The organism is Serratia sp. MYb239, assembly GCF_002966855.1.
Taxonomy (GTDB): Bacteria; Pseudomonadota; Gammaproteobacteria; order Enterobacterales; family Enterobacteriaceae; genus Serratia_B; species Serratia_B rhizosphaerae.
On record NZ_CP023268.1, the window covers coordinates 1,495,865 to 1,515,275 of the forward strand.

The 19,411-nt window shown below is 60.1% G+C and carries 16 protein-coding genes; 8 read left to right on the forward strand and 8 right to left on the reverse strand.

Annotated features, from left to right (window positions below):
• Positions 1 to 39: 39 nt before the first annotated feature.
• From CLM71_RS07190 to yeiB, 7 genes are all read left to right on the forward strand, one after another.
• Entirely contained in the window at positions 40 to 1,197 is a 1,158-nt protein-coding gene (locus tag CLM71_RS07190) for a YbfB/YjiJ family MFS transporter (protein WP_105230395.1), read from the forward strand.
• Positions 1,198 to 1,544: 347 nt separating this feature from the next.
• Positions 1,545 to 2,207, forward strand: a complete 663-nt coding sequence (folE, locus tag CLM71_RS07195; protein ID WP_105230396.1) for a GTP cyclohydrolase I FolE — start codon at positions 1,545 to 1,547, stop codon at positions 2,205 to 2,207.
• 238 nt (positions 2,208 to 2,445) lie between these two features.
• Positions 2,446 to 3,486: a TAXI family TRAP transporter solute-binding subunit gene (locus CLM71_RS07200; protein WP_105230397.1), complete on the forward strand. Its 1,041-nt coding sequence runs from the start codon at positions 2,446 to 2,448 to the stop codon at positions 3,484 to 3,486.
• Positions 3,483 to 5,438: a TRAP transporter permease gene (locus tag CLM71_RS07205; protein WP_105230398.1), complete on the forward strand. Its 1,956-nt coding sequence runs from the start codon at positions 3,483 to 3,485 to the stop codon at positions 5,436 to 5,438. The genes CLM71_RS07200 and CLM71_RS07205 overlap by 4 nt, the downstream gene beginning before the upstream one ends.
• Before the next feature lie 15 nt (positions 5,439 to 5,453).
• The gene (locus CLM71_RS07210) at positions 5,454 to 6,170 is read left to right on the forward strand and encodes a FadR/GntR family transcriptional regulator (RefSeq protein WP_105230399.1); all 717 of its coding nucleotides are present in this window, start codon (positions 5,454 to 5,456) and stop codon (positions 6,168 to 6,170) included.
• 2 nt (positions 6,171 to 6,172) lie between these two features.
• On the forward strand, positions 6,173 to 7,363 hold the full coding sequence (lhgO, locus tag CLM71_RS07215; RefSeq protein WP_105230400.1) for an L-2-hydroxyglutarate oxidase: 1,191 nt from the start codon (positions 6,173 to 6,175) through the stop codon (positions 7,361 to 7,363).
• Positions 7,364 to 7,512: 149 nt separating this feature from the next.
• Positions 7,513 to 8,694 carry a DUF418 domain-containing protein YeiB gene (gene yeiB, locus CLM71_RS07220; protein ID WP_105230401.1) on the forward strand — a complete coding sequence of 394 codons (1,182 nt, stop codon included), beginning with the start codon at positions 7,513 to 7,515 and terminating at the stop codon, positions 8,692 to 8,694.
• A 38-nt stretch (positions 8,695 to 8,732) separates the two neighbouring features.
• Here the strand turns inward: yeiB and sanA are convergent, their stop codons facing one another.
• The 7 genes from sanA to metG all read right to left on the reverse strand — a co-directional run bounded on the left by sanA (position 8,733) and on the right by metG (position 17,296).
• Positions 8,733 to 9,476: an outer membrane permeability protein SanA gene (gene sanA / locus CLM71_RS07225; RefSeq protein ID WP_105230402.1), complete on the reverse strand. Its 744-nt coding sequence runs from the start codon at positions 9,474 to 9,476 to the stop codon at positions 8,733 to 8,735.
• 174 nt (positions 9,477 to 9,650) lie between these two features.
• Positions 9,651 to 11,348: an NAD-dependent malic enzyme gene (locus CLM71_RS07230; protein WP_105230403.1), complete on the reverse strand. Its 1,698-nt coding sequence runs from the start codon at positions 11,346 to 11,348 to the stop codon at positions 9,651 to 9,653.
• Positions 11,349 to 11,569: 221 nt separating this feature from the next.
• A complete protein-coding gene (gene cdd / locus CLM71_RS07235; protein WP_105230404.1) occupies positions 11,570 to 12,454 on the reverse strand; it encodes a cytidine deaminase in 885 nt (294 codons plus the stop codon).
• 133 nt (positions 12,455 to 12,587) lie between these two features.
• The gene (locus CLM71_RS07240; protein ID WP_105230405.1) at positions 12,588 to 13,283 is read right to left on the reverse strand and encodes a CidB/LrgB family autolysis modulator; all 696 of its coding nucleotides are present in this window, start codon (positions 13,281 to 13,283) and stop codon (positions 12,588 to 12,590) included.
• Positions 13,283 to 13,690, reverse strand: coding sequence for a CidA/LrgA family protein (locus tag CLM71_RS07245; protein WP_105230406.1), 408 nt, complete (start codon positions 13,688 to 13,690; stop codon positions 13,283 to 13,285). The genes CLM71_RS07240 and CLM71_RS07245 overlap by 1 nt, the downstream gene beginning before the upstream one ends.
• 111 nt (positions 13,691 to 13,801) lie before the next feature.
• Positions 13,802 to 15,037, reverse strand: a complete 1,236-nt coding sequence (locus tag CLM71_RS07250; protein WP_105230407.1) for an MFS transporter — start codon at positions 15,035 to 15,037, stop codon at positions 13,802 to 13,804.
• Positions 15,038 to 15,262: 225 nt separating this feature from the next.
• Positions 15,263 to 17,296 carry a methionine--tRNA ligase gene (metG, locus tag CLM71_RS07255; RefSeq protein WP_105230408.1) on the reverse strand — a complete coding sequence of 678 codons (2,034 nt, stop codon included), beginning with the start codon at positions 17,294 to 17,296 and terminating at the stop codon, positions 15,263 to 15,265.
• A gap of 178 nt (positions 17,297 to 17,474) precedes the next feature.
• Here metG and apbC point away from each other — a divergent pair, with 178 nt between their 5' ends.
• Positions 17,475 to 18,587: an iron-sulfur cluster carrier protein ApbC gene (gene apbC, locus CLM71_RS07260; RefSeq protein ID WP_105230409.1), complete on the forward strand. Its 1,113-nt coding sequence runs from the start codon at positions 17,475 to 17,477 to the stop codon at positions 18,585 to 18,587.
• A gap of 54 nt (positions 18,588 to 18,641) precedes the next feature.
• Here apbC and CLM71_RS07265 read toward each other — a convergent pair whose 3' ends face one another.
• Entirely contained in the window at positions 18,642 to 19,277 is a 636-nt protein-coding gene (locus CLM71_RS07265) for a phosphatase PAP2 family protein (RefSeq protein ID WP_105230410.1), read from the reverse strand.
• Positions 19,278 to 19,411: the final 134 nt, after the last annotated feature.

Sequence of the window (19,411 nt, forward strand, 5' to 3'; positions counted from 1 at the left end):
TGATAGTGGCAACTTTCTTTTCACTATCGGGATAATGTTATGGCGCTCAAAATAGCCTTAAGCGGCTTTATCGCTTTAATTGTAGCAATGGGCATCGGCCGCTTCGCGTTTACGCCGCAGGTGCCGCTGATGATTGTCGAACACCAGTTAACGCTGACCAGCGCCGGGCTGGTGGCGGCGCTGAACTATCTGGGTTACCTGTGCGGCGCCTATGACGCGATGCGCGCCAGCCGCCACGTTGAACGCCGCCTGTGGCTGGGCGTGTGGGGCGCGGTGGCGCTGACGCTGCTGTCGGCATGGGCGGAAGGCGCAGTGTGGCACGGCGCGCTGCGTTTTGTTATCGGTTGGGCCAGCGGCTGGGCGATGGTGCTGGTGGCGGCCTGGACCAACGAGCGTCTGGCGCACTACGGCCGCCCGGCGCTGAGTGCGGCGGTCTTCGCCGGTCCCGGCGCTGGAATTTTTATCAGCGGCATGCTGGCGGTGGCCATCCACAGCCTGGCGCTGAGCGCGGCGCAGGCCTGGCTGCTGTACGGCGTGGCGGCCCTGGTGTTGGTAGCCACTATCAGCTTCAGCCTGCCGCGCGCGGGGGAGATGCAGCGCGCTGAAGCGGCGGCGGAGCCGCTGCGGCTGACGGCGGCGCTGAAACGGCTGGTGTGGAGCTACAGCCTGGCGGGCTTCGGCTATATTCTGCCGGCGACCTTTTTGTCGCAGATGGCCGCCGAGCGTTTTCCCGGCAGCCTGTTCGCCCAGTTCGTCTGGCCGATTTTCGGCGGTGCGGCGGTGCTGGGGATTATCATCGGCATCCTGACCCGCCATCGCCTGACCACCCAGAGCCGGCTGGCGCTGACGCTGTGGGTGCAGGCGCTGGGCGTACTGTGCGCCGAAGCGCTGCCGGGCGTCAGCGGGCTGCTGTTGGGGGCGCTGTTAACCGGCGGCGGTTTCCTCAGCGTGGTGCAGCTGTCGATTCAGCACGGCCGCGAGCTGGCGCCGAACCATGCCCGCTATATGGCCGGGCTGCTGACCACCGGCTACGCCGTCGGCCAACTGGCGGGGCCGATGCTGTCCGCGCTTTCCACCGCGCTGACCCAGAGCCTGGAGCCGGCGCTGTATGTGGCGACGCTGGGGCTGGTGGTGGCCGGGCTGCTGGTGATCAAAATCCCCGCACGCGCCGCGCGACGCCAGCTGGCGGGGGAGTGAGGGAGCGGCGGCAGGTATTTCTGCCGGGCAGATGCGGATTTTTCATCGCTGGTTGAAACACAATCACTGGATAAACGTCTCACTCTCCTCTACAGTGGGGGCAAAATCTTGATCGGGTTCACGCTCTATTCTTCCTCCTTTCAAGTTGCCGGCGCGTTGGCTGCGCTTCTTATTCCCTGCTGTTTAGTGCGCTAAGCGGCTGAGGAAAGTTTGTTTGCCAGCCGCCAGCATCCGGAGTCTGGCGGACAGAAGCCATGCGGAACCCTTGCAGTTATAAAGAGAGTAGCCCCGAACGTTGGGTGGCCGGCCGGCCACCTGCGCAAGGGCCACCTGCTGGAGACACACAAATGACGACACTCAGTAAAGAAGCGGCTCTGGTACACGCAGCGCTGGAGGCTCGCGGCCTGGAAACCCCGCTGCGCGGTGAAATGTTGGATCGCGAAACGCGTAAGCGGCGTATTCAGGAGCACATGACGGAAATCATGCAGCTGCTGAACCTCGATCTGACCGATGACAGCCTGGCGGAAACCCCGCATCGCATCGCCAAGATGTATGTCGATGAGATCTTTTCCGGTCTGGATTACGCCAATTTCCCGAAGATCACCGTCATTGAAAACAAAATGAAGGTAGATGAAATGGTGACGGTGCGTGATATCACCCTGACCAGCACCTGCGAACACCATTTTGTCACCATCGACGGTAAGGCCACCGTGGCCTATATCCCGAAAGACGGGGTGATCGGCCTGTCCAAGATCAACCGTATCGTCCAGTTCTTCGCCCAGCGTCCGCAGGTGCAGGAGCGTCTGACCCAGCAGATCCTGATCGCGCTGCAAACGCTGCTTGGCACCAACAACGTGGCGGTGTCCATTGACGCGGTGCACTACTGCGTGAAGGCGCGCGGCATCCGTGACGCCACCAGCGCCACCACCACCACGTCACTGGGCGGGCTGTTCAAGTCCAGCCAGAACACGCGTCAGGAGTTCCTGCGCGCGGTGCGTCACCACCAGTAACGCACGATAAACCGGCGCGCTCGTTCTGAGGGCGCCGGCCGTTTTTCCCCGCTTTTTCCCGCATTTTCAATTCCGCTGCCGATCTTTTATCTGCGTCACATTCCTGTCGCCGCATCGCCCATTTTTTGCTCATCCCGATCACAAATCCGCCAATGGCGGTTAGCTAAACGAATTTGTCATGTTGTATACAAGTTTAGGTAAATGTTTTCTATTTGTTTCAAAACATCGGGTGAATTTAATGAAAAATAGAAAAATCAAACTGTTGCTGTTCGCCTCTGCGGCCGTTGCCGTGGCGGTACTGGCGGTCGTCGGCAAAATAGAGAATGAAAACAAGACATTCCTGTCCGTAGCGACCGCCTCAACCGGGGGAACGTATTACCCGATGGGGGTCGGCCTGGCTAATGTCTGGAGCACCCGGCTAAAGCCTGATGGTATTCAGGTGACCGGGCAGTCTTCCGCCGGCTCGATCGAGAATATCGATCTGCTGCAGAAGGATGAGGCCCAACTGGCCATTTTGCAGAGCCTGCTGGCGGTTGAGGCCTATCAGGGCGTGGGGAACTTTGCCGGGCGCGCCTACGGCGACCTGCGCTCTATCTCCATGCTGTGGCCCAACGTCGAGCATTTTGTGATGCTGGAAAGTAAGGTCAAGGACGGCACGCTGAACGACATTGCCGGCAGCCGTTTCTCGGTAGGGCCGCAGGCCAGCGGCACGGAGCAGTCGACGCTGGTTATCCTGCGCGGCGTCAACATGAGCAAGAAAAACATTTCGCCGGAATACCTGGGCTATGGCGACACCGTCTCGGCGATGCGCGACGGGCGGCTTGACGGCGGCGCGCTGCCTGCCGGCGTGCCTGCCGCCGCGGTGACCGATATGTACGCCAGCGGCGTGCCCTCACGCATTCTGGAAGTGACCGATGAGCAGATGGCCAGCATTAACGCCGTCGCCAACGCCTGGTTCCGCTTCGTGATTGCGGCGGATACCTACCCGCGGCAAACCAAAGCGGTGGCGACCATCGCGCAGCCTAATATTCTGGTCACCACGCGCGGCATTGATGACAAGATTGTCTATGACCTGACCAAGGCGATGTTTGAGAACCTGCCGGAAGTGCATCAGGTGCACAGCGCGGCCAAAAACATCTCGCTGGAAAATGCCCTGAAAGGGGTGTCGGTGCCTCTGCATCTGGGGGCGTACACCTATTTCCGTGAAGCCGGGGTTAATATCCCCGCCGAGCTTATTCCACCAGAAGCGCGCGCCGATCGCGCTACGGAGGCGCTATGAACACCACGCCCTTGACGCCGCAGCCGGATACCTCGCTGGATAAAGAGGCGGGCGCCGGCAGCCGCCCGCTGGCCGGACGCTATGCGCTGTTCGCCACCGTGCTGGCGATCGCGATTTCGCTGTACGCCGTTTATTCCAACGCGTTGGCCAATACCCAGGAGTTTTATCGCAATACCACCTTCCTGACCGGGATTCTGGTGCTGGGCTTTATTTTGTTCCCGTTCTCCAAAAAGCACGCGACGGCCAAATTTAACGCCTGGGACTATCTGTTTATCGTGCTGACGCTGATCGGCTACGGCTATTTCTATTTTAACTATCTCGACCTGCACGTGGTGCGCAAGAGCCTGCCCAATACCACCGACTACCTGATGGCGGCGCTGGGCATCGGCGTACTGTTTGAGGCCGCGCGCCGCACCACCGGCCTGTTTATTCCCAGCCTGGCGACGTTCGCCATTATCTATGCGCTGTTTGGCCAGTATTTTATGGGCATCTTCGGCCACAGCGGTTTTTCGGTCGAGCGATTGCTGTACCGGCTGTTTATGACCAGCGAAGGGATTTTCGGCATTACCCTGTCGACCGCCGCCACTGCGATCGCGGTGTTTATTCTGTTCGGCGCGTTTCTCAGCGTCAGCGGCGCGACGCAGCTGTTTAACGATCTGGCGCTGGCGGTGGCCGGGCGTCGTCGCGGCGGCCCGGCGCAGGTGGCGGTGATCTCCTCGGCGCTGACCGGATCGCTGAGCGGCAGCGCGGTCGCCAACGTCGCCACCACCGGCACCTTTACCATTCCGCTGATGAAAAGCATCGGACTCACGCCAAAATTCGCCGGCGCGGTCGAGGCGACGGCGTCAACCGGCGGCATGATCATGCCGCCGATTATGGGCGCGGCGGCGTTTATCATGGCCGGCTTCCTCGGCATCTCTTACACCACCATCGTGATTGCCGCCATCGTGCCGGCGCTGCTGTACTACGCGGCGCTGATTATCGCCATCGATCTGGAGGCCAAAAAGCAGGGGCTGAAGGGCATCAGTAAGGAAAATATCCCGCAGGTGAAAGCGGTGCTGAAGGCGCGCGGGCTGCTGCTGTTGCCGCTGTTTATCGTGATTGGCGCCTTACTGCTGGGTAAAACGCCGATTTACGCCGGCTTTCTGGGGATCGTCGCCATTATCGCCGCCAGCTGGCTGACGCCGGACAGCGCGGTGCGCATGACGCCGAGAAAAATCGCCGAGGCGCTGAATGAAGCGGCCAGAGGATCGATTCAGGTGACCATCGCCTGTGCGGCGATCGGGGTGATCATCTGCGTGGTGACCATGACCGGCATCGGCTCGACCCTGGCGTTTAATATTGTGTCGATGACCAACAACACGCTGTGGATGATTTTGCTGGTGGTGATGCTGGTGTGCATCGTGCTGAGTATGGGGCTGCCCTCCACCGCGCTGTATATCGTGGTGGCGGTAACGGTGTCGCCGATTCTGATCAAGGCCGGCGTGATGCCGCTGGCGGCGCATTTCTTCGTGTTCTGGTTTGGCGCGCTGTCCAATATCACGCCGCCGGTGGCGCTGGCCAGCTATACCGCCGCCAGCATTGCCCGCGCCGATCCGATGCAAACCTCCTGGGAGGCGGTGCGGCTGGCGCTGCCCGGTTTTATCATCCCGTTTATTCTGGTGTATAACCCGATGCTGCTGATGCAGGGGGACGCGGTGAATGTGCTGTCGGTGATCCATATGGTGGCCACCGCGCTGGTGGGCATCTATGCGCTCTCCATTGCCAGCGCCAACTTCTGGCTGATGAAGGTCCACTGGCTGGAGCGCGTGCTGTTTACCTGCGCCGCCATTCTGCTGATTAAGCCGGGGCTGATGACCGACCTTGGCGGGCTGGCGCTGATTATCTCTGCCGGCACCCTGCATCTGCTGCGTTTCAGACGGCGTTCGGCCGCGCCGGAGGAGTCGGCATGATTTACGGGGAGGAGCATGATCAATAAAGTCACCAGACGAAAAGCGTCTCACCAGGTACTGGCGCAGCTCAAGGCGGGCATCCATGACGGTACCTATCCGGTGGGAAACAAGCTGCCGTCGGAAAATGAACTGGCCGACGCCTTCGGCGTCAGCCGTGCGCCGGTGCGCGAGGCGCTGGGTATTCTGGAAGTCAGCGGCATTATCTCTTCCCGCCAGGGCGGCGGCCACCGGGTTGAGCAGCATTCGCTGCTCAGCAAGTACGAACCGCTGGTGATGGAGGTCGCTGACCGCAGCGAGGTGGAGTCGCTGCTGGAGATGCGCGAGGTGATCGAACAGCAGGCGGCTGCCATGGCCGCGCAGCGACGCAATGCGCAGGACCTGCAGAATATCGAGCAGGCTTTCCTGGACTTCCGCCATACCACGCTGCACGAAGGGCAGATCGGCCATCAGCAGGATTATCTGTTTCACCGCGCCATTATGCAGGCTTCACACAATCCGTTTTTTGTCCAAATCCTCGACAACATGCATGAGCTGTATCTCGGCGTGCTGGTGTATTCGCTCAGTCACAACCTGGGACGGGCCGACGAGCGTCAGCGGGTGATCGATGAACATGAACGGGTGTGGCTGGCGATTAAGGCCGGCGATGCGGCGGCGGCGGCCGGCAATATGCAACATCACCTGAGTAACGTGCGCGGCAAGCTGCGCAGGCTGGAACAAGAGGGAAAGGCATAACCATGTATGACGTAATCATTATCGGCAGCGGGCTGGTGGGGCTGGGCGTCGCCCATGCGTTGCAGGAACACAATCCGCACCTGAAATTGCTGATTGTGGATAAAGAGTCCGGCCCGGCGGCCCACCAGAGCGGCCATAACAGCAATGTGGTGCACTCCGGCATCTACTATAAGCCCGGCAGCCTGAAGGCGCGCCTAGCCAGGCAGGGCAACCAGAGCATGTTTGCCTTCTGCCGTCAGCATGAGCTGTATCATGACCGCTGCGGCAAGGTGATTGTCGCCACACAGTTGAAGGAGCTGGAGTTGCTGGAGAATATCTACCGGCGTGGTCTGGAGAACGGCCTGGCGGTGCACCGCCTGTCGGCCGCCGAACTGCGCGAGCGGGAACCTCATGTCAACGGGCTGGAGGCGCTGCTGGTGCCCGACGCCGGCATCGTCAACTATGCGCAGGTGGCCGCCAAACTGGCGGACATCATCCGGCAGCGCGGCGGTGAGATTCACTTTGACCGGCAGGTGGTGGGGATCGCAGAGCGCAGCGACGGCGTCGAGGTACAGACGCCGGGGCAGAGCTATCAGGGAAAATGGCTGGTCAACTGCGCGGGGCTGTTCAGCGACCGCATTGCCAAACTGGCGGGCTATGACACCGGCATGAAAATTGTGCCGTTTCGCGGTGAATACTTTGTGCTGAACAGTGAAAAAAATTATCTGGTCAATCACTTGATTTATCCGGTGCCGAACCCGGACTTTCCCTTCCTCGGCGTACATTTCACCCGTATGCACAACGGCAAACGGGACGTGGGGCCGAACGCGGTGCTGGCATTCAAGCGCGAGGGTTACCGCAAATGTGACGTCAGCCTGCGCGATCTGGGCGAAGTGCTGAGCTATCGCGGCTTTTGGAAGATTGCCGGCCAGTATATGGGGGAAGGGCTGGCGGAGGTGCGGCGCTCGCTGTCGCGCCGCCGGTTTACGGAAAATGCCCGCCAGCTGATTCCGGCGCTGCAAGAGCAAGATATTCAACCCGGCCCCGCCGGCGTCCGGGCGCAGGCGCTGACCGCTGACGGCAAGCTGGTGGACGACTTCCACTTCGTGACCGGCCGCCGTTCGCTGCACGTGTGCAATGCGCCTTCCCCGGCGGCGACCGCTTCGCTGGAGATTGGCCGCGAAATCGTACGTCAGCATCTTGCTCACCTGTAATTGTCCGCAGCGCCAGCGAAAGGATGGCATATACGCTATTTTTAATGCTTAATATAGCGCCCCCATCCCGCCGGGTGCGGGGCGAATTTGCCGGTATGGCCCTGCGCCTGCGGGCGTATTTTTATCGGATTGAATAACAGCGGTATCCCATGAACCCTCCTGCATCGGCGCCGCTGCCGCGTATTGCCACTCTGGACTGCGCGCGCGGCATCGCCATTCTCGGTATTTTGCTGATGAACATCAGCGCCTTTGGGCTGCCGAAAGCGGCGTATCTTAACCCGGCCTATCAGGGCCAGCCTGTACTGTCTGACGCCTGGGCCTGGGCGCTGCTGGATCTGTTTACCCAGGCCAAATTTTTGGCGATGTTTGCGCTGCTGTTCGGCGCCGGGCTGCAGCTGCTGTTGCACCGCGGCAAAGGCTGGATCCGCGCGCGTCTGACCTGGCTGGTGCTGTTCGGGCTGGGGCACGGCATCTTTTTATGGGACGGCGATATTCTGCTGGCGTACGGCCTGATCGGGCTGGTGTGCTGGCGGATGATCCGCGAAGCGAAAGACACCTTTACCCTGCTGAAAACCGGCGCGGTGCTGTATGGCATCGGCGTTACGCTGCTGCTGCTGTTAAGTTTTGCCACCGATGGTACGCCGGGTAGTTTCTGGCAGCCAAGCCCGGCCGAGCTGCAGTATGAACAGCTGTGGAAACTGCAGGGCGGGTTTGAGGCCTGGCGCAACCGGGTGGATCTGCTCTCATCCAGCCTGCTGGCGATCGGCGCGCAGTACGGCTGGGAACTGGCGGGGCTGATGCTGTTCGGCGCCGGTCTGATGCGCAGCGGCTGGCTGCGCGGCCACTTTGCGCCGGCGTACTATCGGCGGCAGGCGGCCTGGCTGATTCCGCTGTCGCTGCTGATCCAGCTGCCGGCGGTGGCGCTGCAGTGGCACCTGCAGTGGGATTACCGCTGGAGCGGTTTTCTGCTGCAGGTGCCGCGCGAGCTGGGCGCGCCGCTGCAGGCGATGGGCTATCTGGCGCTGTGCTACGGCTTCTGGGGACATCTGGCAAGATGGCCGGTCGGACGTTGGCTGACGCAGGTCGGCCGTATGGCGCTCAGCAATTATCTGCTGCAAACGCTGATTTGCACCACGCTGTTCTACCGTTTTGGCCTCTACCAGCAGCTTGACCGTTGGCAGCTGGTGGCGATTGTGCCGCTGGTGTGGCTGGCGAACCTGTGTTTTTCACAGCTGTGGCTGCGCTATTTTGAACAGGGGCCGGCAGAGTGGCTGTGGCGCCGGCTGACCGCGCTCGGCGCCGGCGAGGGAGAGCGCCATCTGCGGCGATAAGGAAGATAAAAACGGCCGGCATTATGCCGGCCGTTGGCTTATTTGGCCTGCGCTTTTTGCTTTTCCGCCGCCAGTTTCTGCTCCAGTTCCACCAGCTGTTCCGGCGATACCGCCGGATAACCCTGGGCATCTTCCGGTACTTTATGCATGGCGGAGATCGGGATCAGCGGCCCGAGGAAGCGCGGCTCGCGCTTGAGGATGTACAGGTCGTTCAGCGCACTGAGGCGGGCGAAGATTTCACGCACGCGCACCGTCAGCATATTCTTGGGCGAAGGAACGGCGAAGCACTGCGCCTGGATGCCCATATGCAGGGCGATAAACAGCGCCCGCTCGCAGTGGAAGCGCTGGGTGATAATGGTAAAGTCGTTGGCGTCGAACACTTTACGCGTCCGCACGATCGAATCCAGCGTACGGAAACCGGCGTAGTCGAGCACGATATCGCTGGGTGCTACGCCGGCGGCGATCAGATCGCGCCGCATGGTCATCGGCTCGTTATAGCTCTGCAGCGCATTGTCGCCGCTCAGCAGCAGATACTTCACCTTACCGCTGTTGTAGGCGTTGATTGCCCCCTGCATGCGGTAACGGTAATACTGATTAATCACCCCGGTGCGGTAATATTTGGCGGTGCCGAGCACCACGCCGACCTGGCGATCCGGCAGCTGTTGCACCTCTTCGTAGATATAGGGCGCGGTTTTCCAACTGATCCAGCGATCGAGCGCGATAGCCGCTAACATCAGCGCCACGGCGATGACGAACAGGCTAATTATCAGGCGTTTCCACATGTTTTGGCCTTACGCGCATAAATCTGAAAAAAAGGTGGATCAAGGCTACTTTACCTGACAATTTGACGCAAGCGCTCCACCTGCCGATGCGGGGAGTGCATGGCACTTTTTGTTGGCGGCGGACTCAGGGAGAGGAAAAACCGGCCAGACGAATGCTGGCCGGCGGGGTGTTGATTAGAACGAGGTACGCTTGTAGCTGCGGTACTGCGGACGCCAGAAGTTGTGCTCAATCGCTTTGGACAGCGCTTCTTCAGACGTTACCACCGCCACGCCCTGCAGCTGTGCGGCCTTGCCCACTTCCATGGCGATGCATTTCGATACGCCCTGAATATCGTCGATATCCGGCAGCAGTGCGCCGTAGCCGTCGGTCGCCAGCGGCGAACAGTCGGCCAGCGCGCGGCTGGCGGCCATCAGCATCGAGTCGGTGACGCGCGACGCGCCGGAAGCCAGCACGCCGAGACCGATCCCCGGGAAGATATAGGAGTTGTTGCACTGGGCGATCGGATACTGGCGATCGCGGTAGCTGACCGGCGCGAACGGGCTGCCGGTGGCTACCAGCGCGGCGCCGTCGGTCCAGTTGATGATATCTTCCGGGCGCGCCTCAACGCGGGAGGTCGGGTTGGACAGCGGCATGACGATTGGCCGCGGGCAGTGCTGATGCATTTCGCGGATCAGTTCTTCGGTGAACAGCCCCGGCTGGCCGGAAACGCCGATCAGAATGCTTGGTTTGGCGTTGCGCACCACGTCCATCAGTGAAATGGCATCGTTGCTGACGTTCCAGTGCGCCAGCGTTTCGCTCTTTTGCACCAGTTTGCTCTGGAAGTCGAGCAGGTTCGGCAGTTTGTCGGTCAGCAGGCCGAAACGGTCAACCATGAACACGCGCGCCCGCGCTTCGTCTTCACTCAGGCCTTCCGACTTCATCTGGGCGATAATCTGCTCGGCGATGCCGCAGCCGGCGGAACCCGCGCCGAGGAAGGTGACGGTCTGGTCGCGCAGCCGGCAGCCGGCGGCGCGGCTGGCGGCGATCAGGCTGCCGAGCGTGACCGCGGCGGTGCCCTGAATATCGTCGTTGAAGCAGCAGATTTCGTCGCGGTAGCGGTTCAGCAGCGGGGTGGCGTTATTCTGCGCGAAGTCCTCGAACTGCAGCAGCACGTTCGGCCAGCGGCGTTTGACCGCCTGAATAAATGCTTCGACGAATTCATGGTACTCCTCGCCGGAGATACGCGGGTGGCGCCAGCCCATATACAGCGGGTCGTTCAGGCGCTGCGGGTTGTTGGTGCCGACGTCCAGCACCACCGGCAGCGTATAGGCCGGGCTGATGCCGCCGCAGGCGGTGTACAGCGACAGTTTACCGATCGGAATGCCCATGCCGCCGATGCCCTGATCGCCGAGGCCGAGAATACGCTCGCCGTCGGTGACAACAATCACCTTCACGTTCTGCTTGGTGGCGTTTTGCAGCATGTCGTCGATGCGGTCGCGGTTCGGGTACGAGATAAACAGCCCGCGCGCGCGGCGATAGATATCGGAGAAGTGTTCGCAGGCCTCGCCGACCGTCGGTGTGTAGATGATTGGCATCATCTCGCTCAGGTGCGAGTCCAGCAGGCGATAGAACAGCGTTTCGTTGGTGTCCTGGATGTTGCGCAGGTAGATATGTTTGTCGTTGTCGTTTTTGAAATCTTGATACTGGCGGTAGGCGCGCTCGACCTGTTCTTCGATGGTTTCTACCGCTTCGGGCAGCAGGCCGTGCAGGTTGAAGTGGCTGCGTTCATCTTCGGTGAAGGCGCTGCCTTTGTTAAGTAACGGAAATTCCAACAGAATCGGGCCGGCATAGGGGATGTACAGCGGGCGTTTGCTTTCGTATTCAAGTTCCATCAGTTCACTCTTAGACGTATCAGATTGTTTTTATCACCGCAGATCCTAAAAGATACGGGAAATATGTACAGTAATTGTTACCGGATCATGAGGGAAGTTGTGCTAATTATCGACGATCAAAGACTTATTTAACTAAAAAAAGTGTTTTCAGACGTAAATGGCATTGTATTCAGCGGGAAGGACTGTTAATTGCGGGGCCGGACAGCCCCGCGATGACAGAATTAGAAGGTGAGATGTTGCAGCGTCTGGCAGCCGAGCGCGGCCAGCAGGGCGCGGGTGGCGTCTTGCTGACTGAAAACGGCGTTCTGCGCTTCCGCCAGCACCGCGCGGCGGATTTGCCGGCAGTCGCCGCCGGACATGTTCAGCAGAACCAGCGCGGCCTGCAGCGGTGGCAGGCTGGGGTTGAAGGCGGCGTTTTCCGCGTAGCGGCCGGCGTAAATGTTGCCGTCCGCCGTTTCCAGCGCTACGCCGCTGTGGGCCTGGCTATAGGGCGCGTGGCTGCGGTTGGCGGCGTCGAGCGCGGCGATCTCCAGCGCGTCGCTCAGCGCCAGCCGGTGACCGTGATCTTCCGGGTCCATCAGCAGGGTGTGAATATCCAGATCGCGCGGGCCGAATGAATCCGGCAGATAGTGGCTGAGCGTGGCGGCCGGACGGCCCGGCAGCTGGATGCGTAGATCGCCGCCGCTGTTCAGCTCATTCATAAACTGGCGGCAGTGGCCGCACGGGGTGTAGTTGACGGTGATGGCGGCCAGCGCCGTTTCGCCGCGCAGCCAGGCGTGGGTGACGACGCACTGCTCGGCATGCACCGTCTGCTGCATCGGCGCGCCGCCGAACTCCATATTGGCGCCGAAATAGAGGTTGCCGCTGACGCCGCGGGCGATGGCGCCGACGTTAAACTGAGAAATCGGGGTTAACGAGCAGGCCGCGGCCAGCGGCAGCAGGGCAAACGCCAGGGCATCATCGTCCAGCCCGCTGTGCTGCTTGATTGCTTCAACCTGATCGGCGCTGAACATGGCCGGAAAGTCAGGTGCGTCCAGATAAGGCTGCAGGGCGGATTGCAATGTGTCGGGCAGGGTGCTGAAAGCGGTGTGAAAACGTGGATGCATAGAACGTCTCTCCAGTGTTAACGGGAGGACATTCTAGGCAGCCTTTATCGAATAAAATGTGATTTACATCTACTTATTGATGAAATTGATGTAATGAGTGATGAATTTGCGCGATATATCGCAAGTTTTTGCCTCAGGCAAACAGGTGCAATAGCACCGGGAATAAAAACGGCGCCAGCAGTGAAGTGATGATGCCGCAGATCACCAGCGCCAGTGAGCCGAAAGCGCCTTCCTGATAATCCAGCTCCACGCAGCGGGCGGTGCCCAGCGCGTGCGAGGCGCTGCCCATTGCCAGACCGCGGGCGGATTTGGTGGTGATCTTCAGCACGTTGAACAGCGTATGGCCGAGCACGGCGCCGAGGATACCGACAAAAATCACGCACACCGCGCTGATGGCCGGAATGCCGCCGAGCGACTCCGCTACCGCCATGGCGATTGGCGTAGTGACCGATTTAGGCAGAATCGACGCGGCGATTTCCGGCGTAGCGCCCATCCACAGGGCAATGGCGCCGCCGCTTATCATGGCGGTGATGCTGCCGATAAAGCACACGGCGATAATCGATTTCCAGCGGGCGCGGATTTGATGCAGCTGTTCATACAGCGGGAACGCCAGCGCGACTACCGCAGGCTGCAGCAAATCGTTGAGGATTTTGCTGCCCTGAAAATAATCTTTATAGGGGATGCCGGTTATCAGCAGCAGCGGAATGATCGCCGCCATCGAGACCAGCAGCGGATTGAGCAGCGGCATCTTCAGTTTCTGCGCCAGTTTACGCGCGGCGAAAAACACCACCAGGGTTAACGGCAACGACCACCAGAGGTTATGCAGCATTACTTATCCCCCTCGGCATTATCCTGTTTGCCGACCAGAGGCCGTTCACGATGGAAATAGTGGGAGGAGTAGCCCACTGTCACCAGTACGATCAGGGTACTAACGGCGCAGGCAACCACCAGCGGCGCCAGATGGTCGAAGATCTCCCGGTAATATTGCATCACGCCGACGCCGATGGGCACAAACAGCAGCACCATATAGCGGATCAGCAGGTTGCAGCCGGGGCGCACCCAGGCGGCCGGCAGCAGCTGCGAGGCCAGCAGGGCGAACAGCAGCAGCATGCCGAGGATACTGCCGGGAATGGCGATCGGCAGCAGGGCGGAAACCGCATTGCCGACCAGCAGACACAGATAAATCAAAGCGAATGCTCTAAGGTATTGCCAACATGATGTGAGCATCTTGTTCATAAGCCTTCCTGTTTAACGGATGCATTCATCATACAATTAAACTGTGATCTACGCCACATAACCAACCATGAATAATCGTTATCTCAACCATGCCCATCCGGGCTATTGACGTTATGGGTTAATTGTAGATGACTCCTGTTCGACCAACGGCTGCGCCGACTGACGCTGCGCCAGCCGGTGGCCCAGGCAAAAGAACAACAGGCTGAACAGCGCTGCGGCGATCAGCATGGCAAACATCAGCGGCGGTGCGGCGTAGCTGAGCAGAAAACCGCACAGCACCGGGTTGATCGCGCCGCCGAGGTTACTGAGGTTCTGCATGCCGTAGTAGCTGCCTTTCAGGTGCGCCGGCGCAATAAAGTCGATAAACATGTATTCCACCGGGATGACGATAATTTCGCCCAGGGTGAAGACTGCCATCGCCAGCGCCCACAGCCACAACGAGTGCCCGGCCAGGGCGAAGCCCAGCAGGCCGATCGCGAAGAATAACGTGCCGAATGCCAGCCAGCGCAGCATATTGTCCTGACGCATACCGCGGCTCATCAGATACTGCAGCGCGATCACCATGCAGGCGTTAACCAGCATCACCAGCCCGATAACCCGGTACGCGAACTCCGCACTGGTGGCGATAATCAGATACTGCGACAGATAGCCGGTAAACTGACCGAATACCACCGCGCCCAGCGTACTGCCGAGGGTAAAGTAGAGCAGCCGGTGGTCGCGGCGCAGGATGCCAAACGTCTGGCGAAAGTTGGCAGGCAGGGGCGCGGTGGTGCCTGCCGTTTTCGGCGGCTGTTGCGGCTGCCGCAGGCGGAAATGCAGCACGATAACCACCAGCAGCGTCAGGCCGCCGGACAGGTAAAACGGCAGCAGAACCCCGAAGCCGGCTACCCAGACGCCAAGCGAGGAGCCGACCGCCCAGCCGACGTTGATCAGGGTGTAGTTGATGGAGAAGACGCGCGTACGCTGCGCAACCGGCAGCCATTCGGCAAAACAGGCCTTGATGGTAATATTCAGCACCGAATAGGTGGTATGCAATACCGCCAGAATCGCCACCATGCCGCCGGGCCGTGCGATCGACGGCATCAGAAAGAAGCTCAGCCCGTACAGCAGGATGGCGGCGATCATCAGCGTATTTTTGCTGAACTTGTCCACCAGATAGCCGCCGTACAGGCTGGTGATGATGCCGATGCTCAGGCTGCAGCCGAGGACGATGCCAACGCCGGTGGGCAACAGGCGGAAGTGTTCGCTCAGGTAAATGGCGATAAACGGCAGCGTGATGCCGCGGCCGATGGTCAGCACCAGCGAGGTGGCCAACAGCGTATTGATCAGCGGGGGGAATCCCTTCATAACAGCACCTGTGGATGCATACGGTCGTCAAATTGGAGTTGATAACATAGCCCATTGGCGGCGGCTGGCGGTACGGAAAGTGCGAAACGGTGGCAATCTCCGGCGTGGAGGGGAATGGCAGGATAAAACATCCCTTTCAGGGGGATTTTTTTGGTGAAAATATGGCTATTTATCGGCCATAAAAAAGGGCCGAGCTGGCTCGACCCTTGGTGTGTGATAACGGCGTTACTTCACCTGCATGCCCGGCTGCGCGCCGCTGTCCGGGCTCAGCAGGAAGATTTCCTTCCCGCCCGGGCCGGCGGCCATCACCATGCCTTCGGAAATACCAAAGCGCATTTTGCGCGGCGCCAGGTTGGCGACCATGATGGTCAGACGCCCTTCCAACTGCTTCGGATCCGGGTAAGCGGAGCGGATGCCGGAGAAGATCTGACGGTTTTCACCGCCCAGATCCAGCTGCAGCTTCAGCAGTTTGTCCGAGCCTTCAACGAAATCGGCGCTTTTGATCAGCGCGATGCGCATATCAACCTTGGCGAAGTCGTCAAAAGTGATGGTGTCCTGGATAGGGTCGTCCGCCAGCGGACCGGTGACTGCCGGCGCCTGGCTGGCGGCCATATCTTCTTTGGAGGCGTTGACCATGTCGTTAACCTTGTCGAGCTCGATACGATTGAACAGCGCCTTAAAGGCGTTGACCTGATGATTCAGCAGCGGCTGCTGCACGCTGTCCCAGCTCAGTTCGCAGTTCAGGAATTCTTCGGCGCGCTGCGCCAGCGACGGCAGCACCGGCTTCAGGTAGGTCATCAACACGCGGAACAGGTTGATGCCCATCGAGCAGATGGCCTGCAGGTCGGCGTCGCGGCCTTCCTCCTTCGCCACTACCCAAGGCGCCTGCTCGTCGACGTAGCGGTTGGCCAGATCCGCCAGCGCCATGATTTCACGCACGGCACGGCTGAACTCGCGGCTGGCATAGGCGTCGGCGATGCTGGCTGCTGCGTCGGTAAAGGTCTGATACAGCGCCTGATCCGCCAGTTGGTCCGCCAGTCGGCCGTCGAAACGCTTCTTGATAAAGCCGGCGTTGCGTGACGCCAGGTTGACCACCTTGTTGACGATATCGGCGTTGACGCGCTGCACGAAATCTTCCAGGTTGAGGTCGATGTCGTCGATGCGTGAAGACAGCTTGGCGGCGTAGTAATAGCGCAGGCAGTCGGCGTCCAGATGCTTCAGGTAGGTGCCGGCCTTGATAAAGGTGCCGCGCGATTTGGACATCTTGGCGCCGTTAACCGTCACGTAGCCGTGAACGAACAGGTTGGTTGGCTTGCGGAAGTTGCTGCCTTCCAGCATCGCCGGCCAGAACAGGCTGTGGAAATAGACGATGTCTTTGCCGATAAAGTGATACAGCTCGGTGGTGGAATCCTTGCGCCAGAACTCGTCGAAGTCCAGATCGCCGCGCTTGTCGCACAGGTTCTTAAAGGAGCCCATATAGCCGATTGGCGCGTCCAGCCAGACGTAGAAGTATTTGCCCGGTGCGTCGGGAATTTCGAAGCCGAAATAGGGCGCGTCGCGGGAGATGTCCCACTGGTGCAGGCCGGATTCGAACCACTCCTGCATTTTGTTCGCCACCTGCTCTTGCAGCGCGCCGGAGCGCGTCCACGCCTGCAGCATTTCGCTGAAGGACGGCAGGTCGAAGAAGAAGTGTTCGGAGTCGCGCATCACCGGCGTGGCGCCGGAAACCGCAGACTTCGGCTCGATCAGCTCGGTCGGGCTGTAGGTGGCGCCGCACACTTCGCAGTTGTCGCCGTACTGATCCGGTGATTTGCACTTCGGACAGGTGCCTTTGACAAAGCGGTCCGGCAGGAACATGCCTTTCTCCGGATCGTACAGCTGAGAAATCGTCCGGTTCTTGATAAAGCCGTTCTCTTTCAGGCGGCGGTAGATCAGGCTGGACAGCTCGCGGTTCTCATCGCTGTGCGTCGAGTGGTAGTTGTCGTAGCTGATGTTGAAGCCGGCGAAATCCTGCTGATGCTCCTGGCTCATTTCGGCAATCATATCTTCCGGCGAAACGCCCAGCTGCTGGGCTTTCAGCATGATTGGCGTGCCGTGCGCGTCGTCCGCACAGATGAAATGAACTTCGTTGCCGCGCATTCGTTGGTAACGAACCCAGATATCTGCCTGGATGTGCTCGAGCATGTGGCCGAGATGGATGGAACCATTTGCGTACGGTAGCGCGCACGTCACCAATAATTTTTTCGCGACTTGAGCCATAGTTAAGAACTTGCTTTCTGTAGTGAGTAAAAAGGGCCTTCGATGTTAACCGATCGCACGCCTCGCGGCTAGGGCTATACCACGATGGCGACGTTGCGGTGCGAGTCAGCGCGCCTGAGTTCTGGTATGCTTGAGATTGACGCTATTCACTTGCATTTATTTCAATCGAGGAGCCGGGATGAACGCAAAATCCCCTGAGCAGACCAACCCCGAAGTTCTGCGCGCCCTGGTGACCGGTGTACTGGCCGCCTTTGAACACCCGACATTAAAAAATAACCTGACGGCGCTGAAAGCGATTCACCACTGCGCGCTGCTGGACAACGTGCTGCATATCGAACTCGCCATGCCGTTTGCCTGGAACAGCGGCTTTGCGGCGCTGCAGGACAGCGTCAGCGCGGAATTGCTGCGCGTGACCGGCGCGCAGGCTATCGACTGGAAACTGAAACATGACATCGCCACGCTGAAGCGCGCCAACGCGCAGGCCGGCGTCAACGGCGTGCGTAATATCATCGCCGTCAGCTCCGGCAAGGGCGGGGTAGGCAAATCCAGCACCGCGGTAAACCTGGCGCTGGCGCTGGCGGCGGAAGGCGCCAAGGTCGGCATCCTGGATGCGGATATCTATGGCCCGTCGATCCCCAACATGCTGGGTACGGAACATGAACGCCCGACCTCGCCGGACGGCCAGCATATGGCGCCGATTATGGCGCACGGCCTGGCGACCAATTCCATCGGCTATCTGGTGACCGATGACAACGCCATGGTCTGGCGCGGGCCGATGGCCAGCAAGGCGCTGATGCAGCTGTTGCAGGATACCCTGTGGCCGGATCTGGATTACCTGGTGCTGGATATGCCGCCGGGCACCGGCGACATTCAGCTGACGCTGTCGCAGAATATCCCGGTCACCGGCGCGCTGGTGGTCACCACCCCGCAGGATATTGCACTGCTGGATGCGGCGAAGGGCATCGTGATGTTTGAAAAAGTCCAGGTGCCGGTATTGGGCATTGTGGAAAACATGAGCGTGCATATCTGCAGCAACTGCGGACATCATGAGCCGATCTTCGGCACCGGCGGGGCGGAGAAGCTGGTGGAGAAATACCACAGCCGCCTGCTGGGACAAATGCCGCTGCATATTTCGCTGCGTGAAGATCTGGACCGCGGCCAGCCGACGGTGGTAAGCCGTCCGGACAGCGAGTTTGCCGAGATGTATCGCCAACTGGCGGGACGCGTGGCGGCGCAGATGTACTGGCAGGGAGAGGCGATCCCGACGGAGATTGCGTTCCGCGCGGTGTGAGCCGCCTGCAACAAAATAAAAAAACCGGCTGCGCGCCGGTTTTTTTATGCTGAATTATTTCAGAAGGTTATGCAAATCTGCTCGGGTATAGGGGCGTTCCCGATCCGCCAGGGTGACCGCTATTTTTTCCAGCAGGCTTTGCGTTGGCGCCGGCTGGCGGTGACCCATCAAGAGCACCGGCAGCGCCAGCAGAATCAGGGTTTTGACCGCGCCAAGCCGCGGCGGGCTGCTGCGGCGCTGCAGCAGCAGGAACAGCGTGCTGGCGGAGAGCCCCAGTATCAGGCCGGTGACCACTTCAGAGGTGGAGTGGACGTGGATGACCAGCCGCGACCAGCCGATGGCGAGCGGCAGCAGATAGCCCAGCAGCACCGCGATGCGCCGCAGCAGCGGGCGGCTACCGGCGCTTATCAGCCACAGAAATGCCGGCCAGATGCTGGCGGAGAGCGCCGAATGGCCGCTGAAGCCGGTAAAGTCGTACTCGGCGCTGCCGATGCCCCAGCCGATAAAGGCCAGTTTGGAGGCGCAGACGATTGCGCCGACGCCGCCGAAGATAAAGCCCCACTGCCAGCCGGCGCGGCGGGTCGTGGCCGAAGAGAGCAAGACGAGGAACAAAATGAAAGCGGTGGGCAGCAGCAGCATGCTGTCGCCGAAAAAGGTCAGAAAATGCCAATCCAACGGGAAATTCTCCATTTACTCACTTATCCCGCTAATCGGAATAATGCGTTTGGCCGTGAGTTTACCCTGTGTTGCAGCGTCGCCCAATCGACAAAGTTCCTAAATACGGCTGAAAAAACACGGCATTTCGTCGCCGCAAGGCGACAATA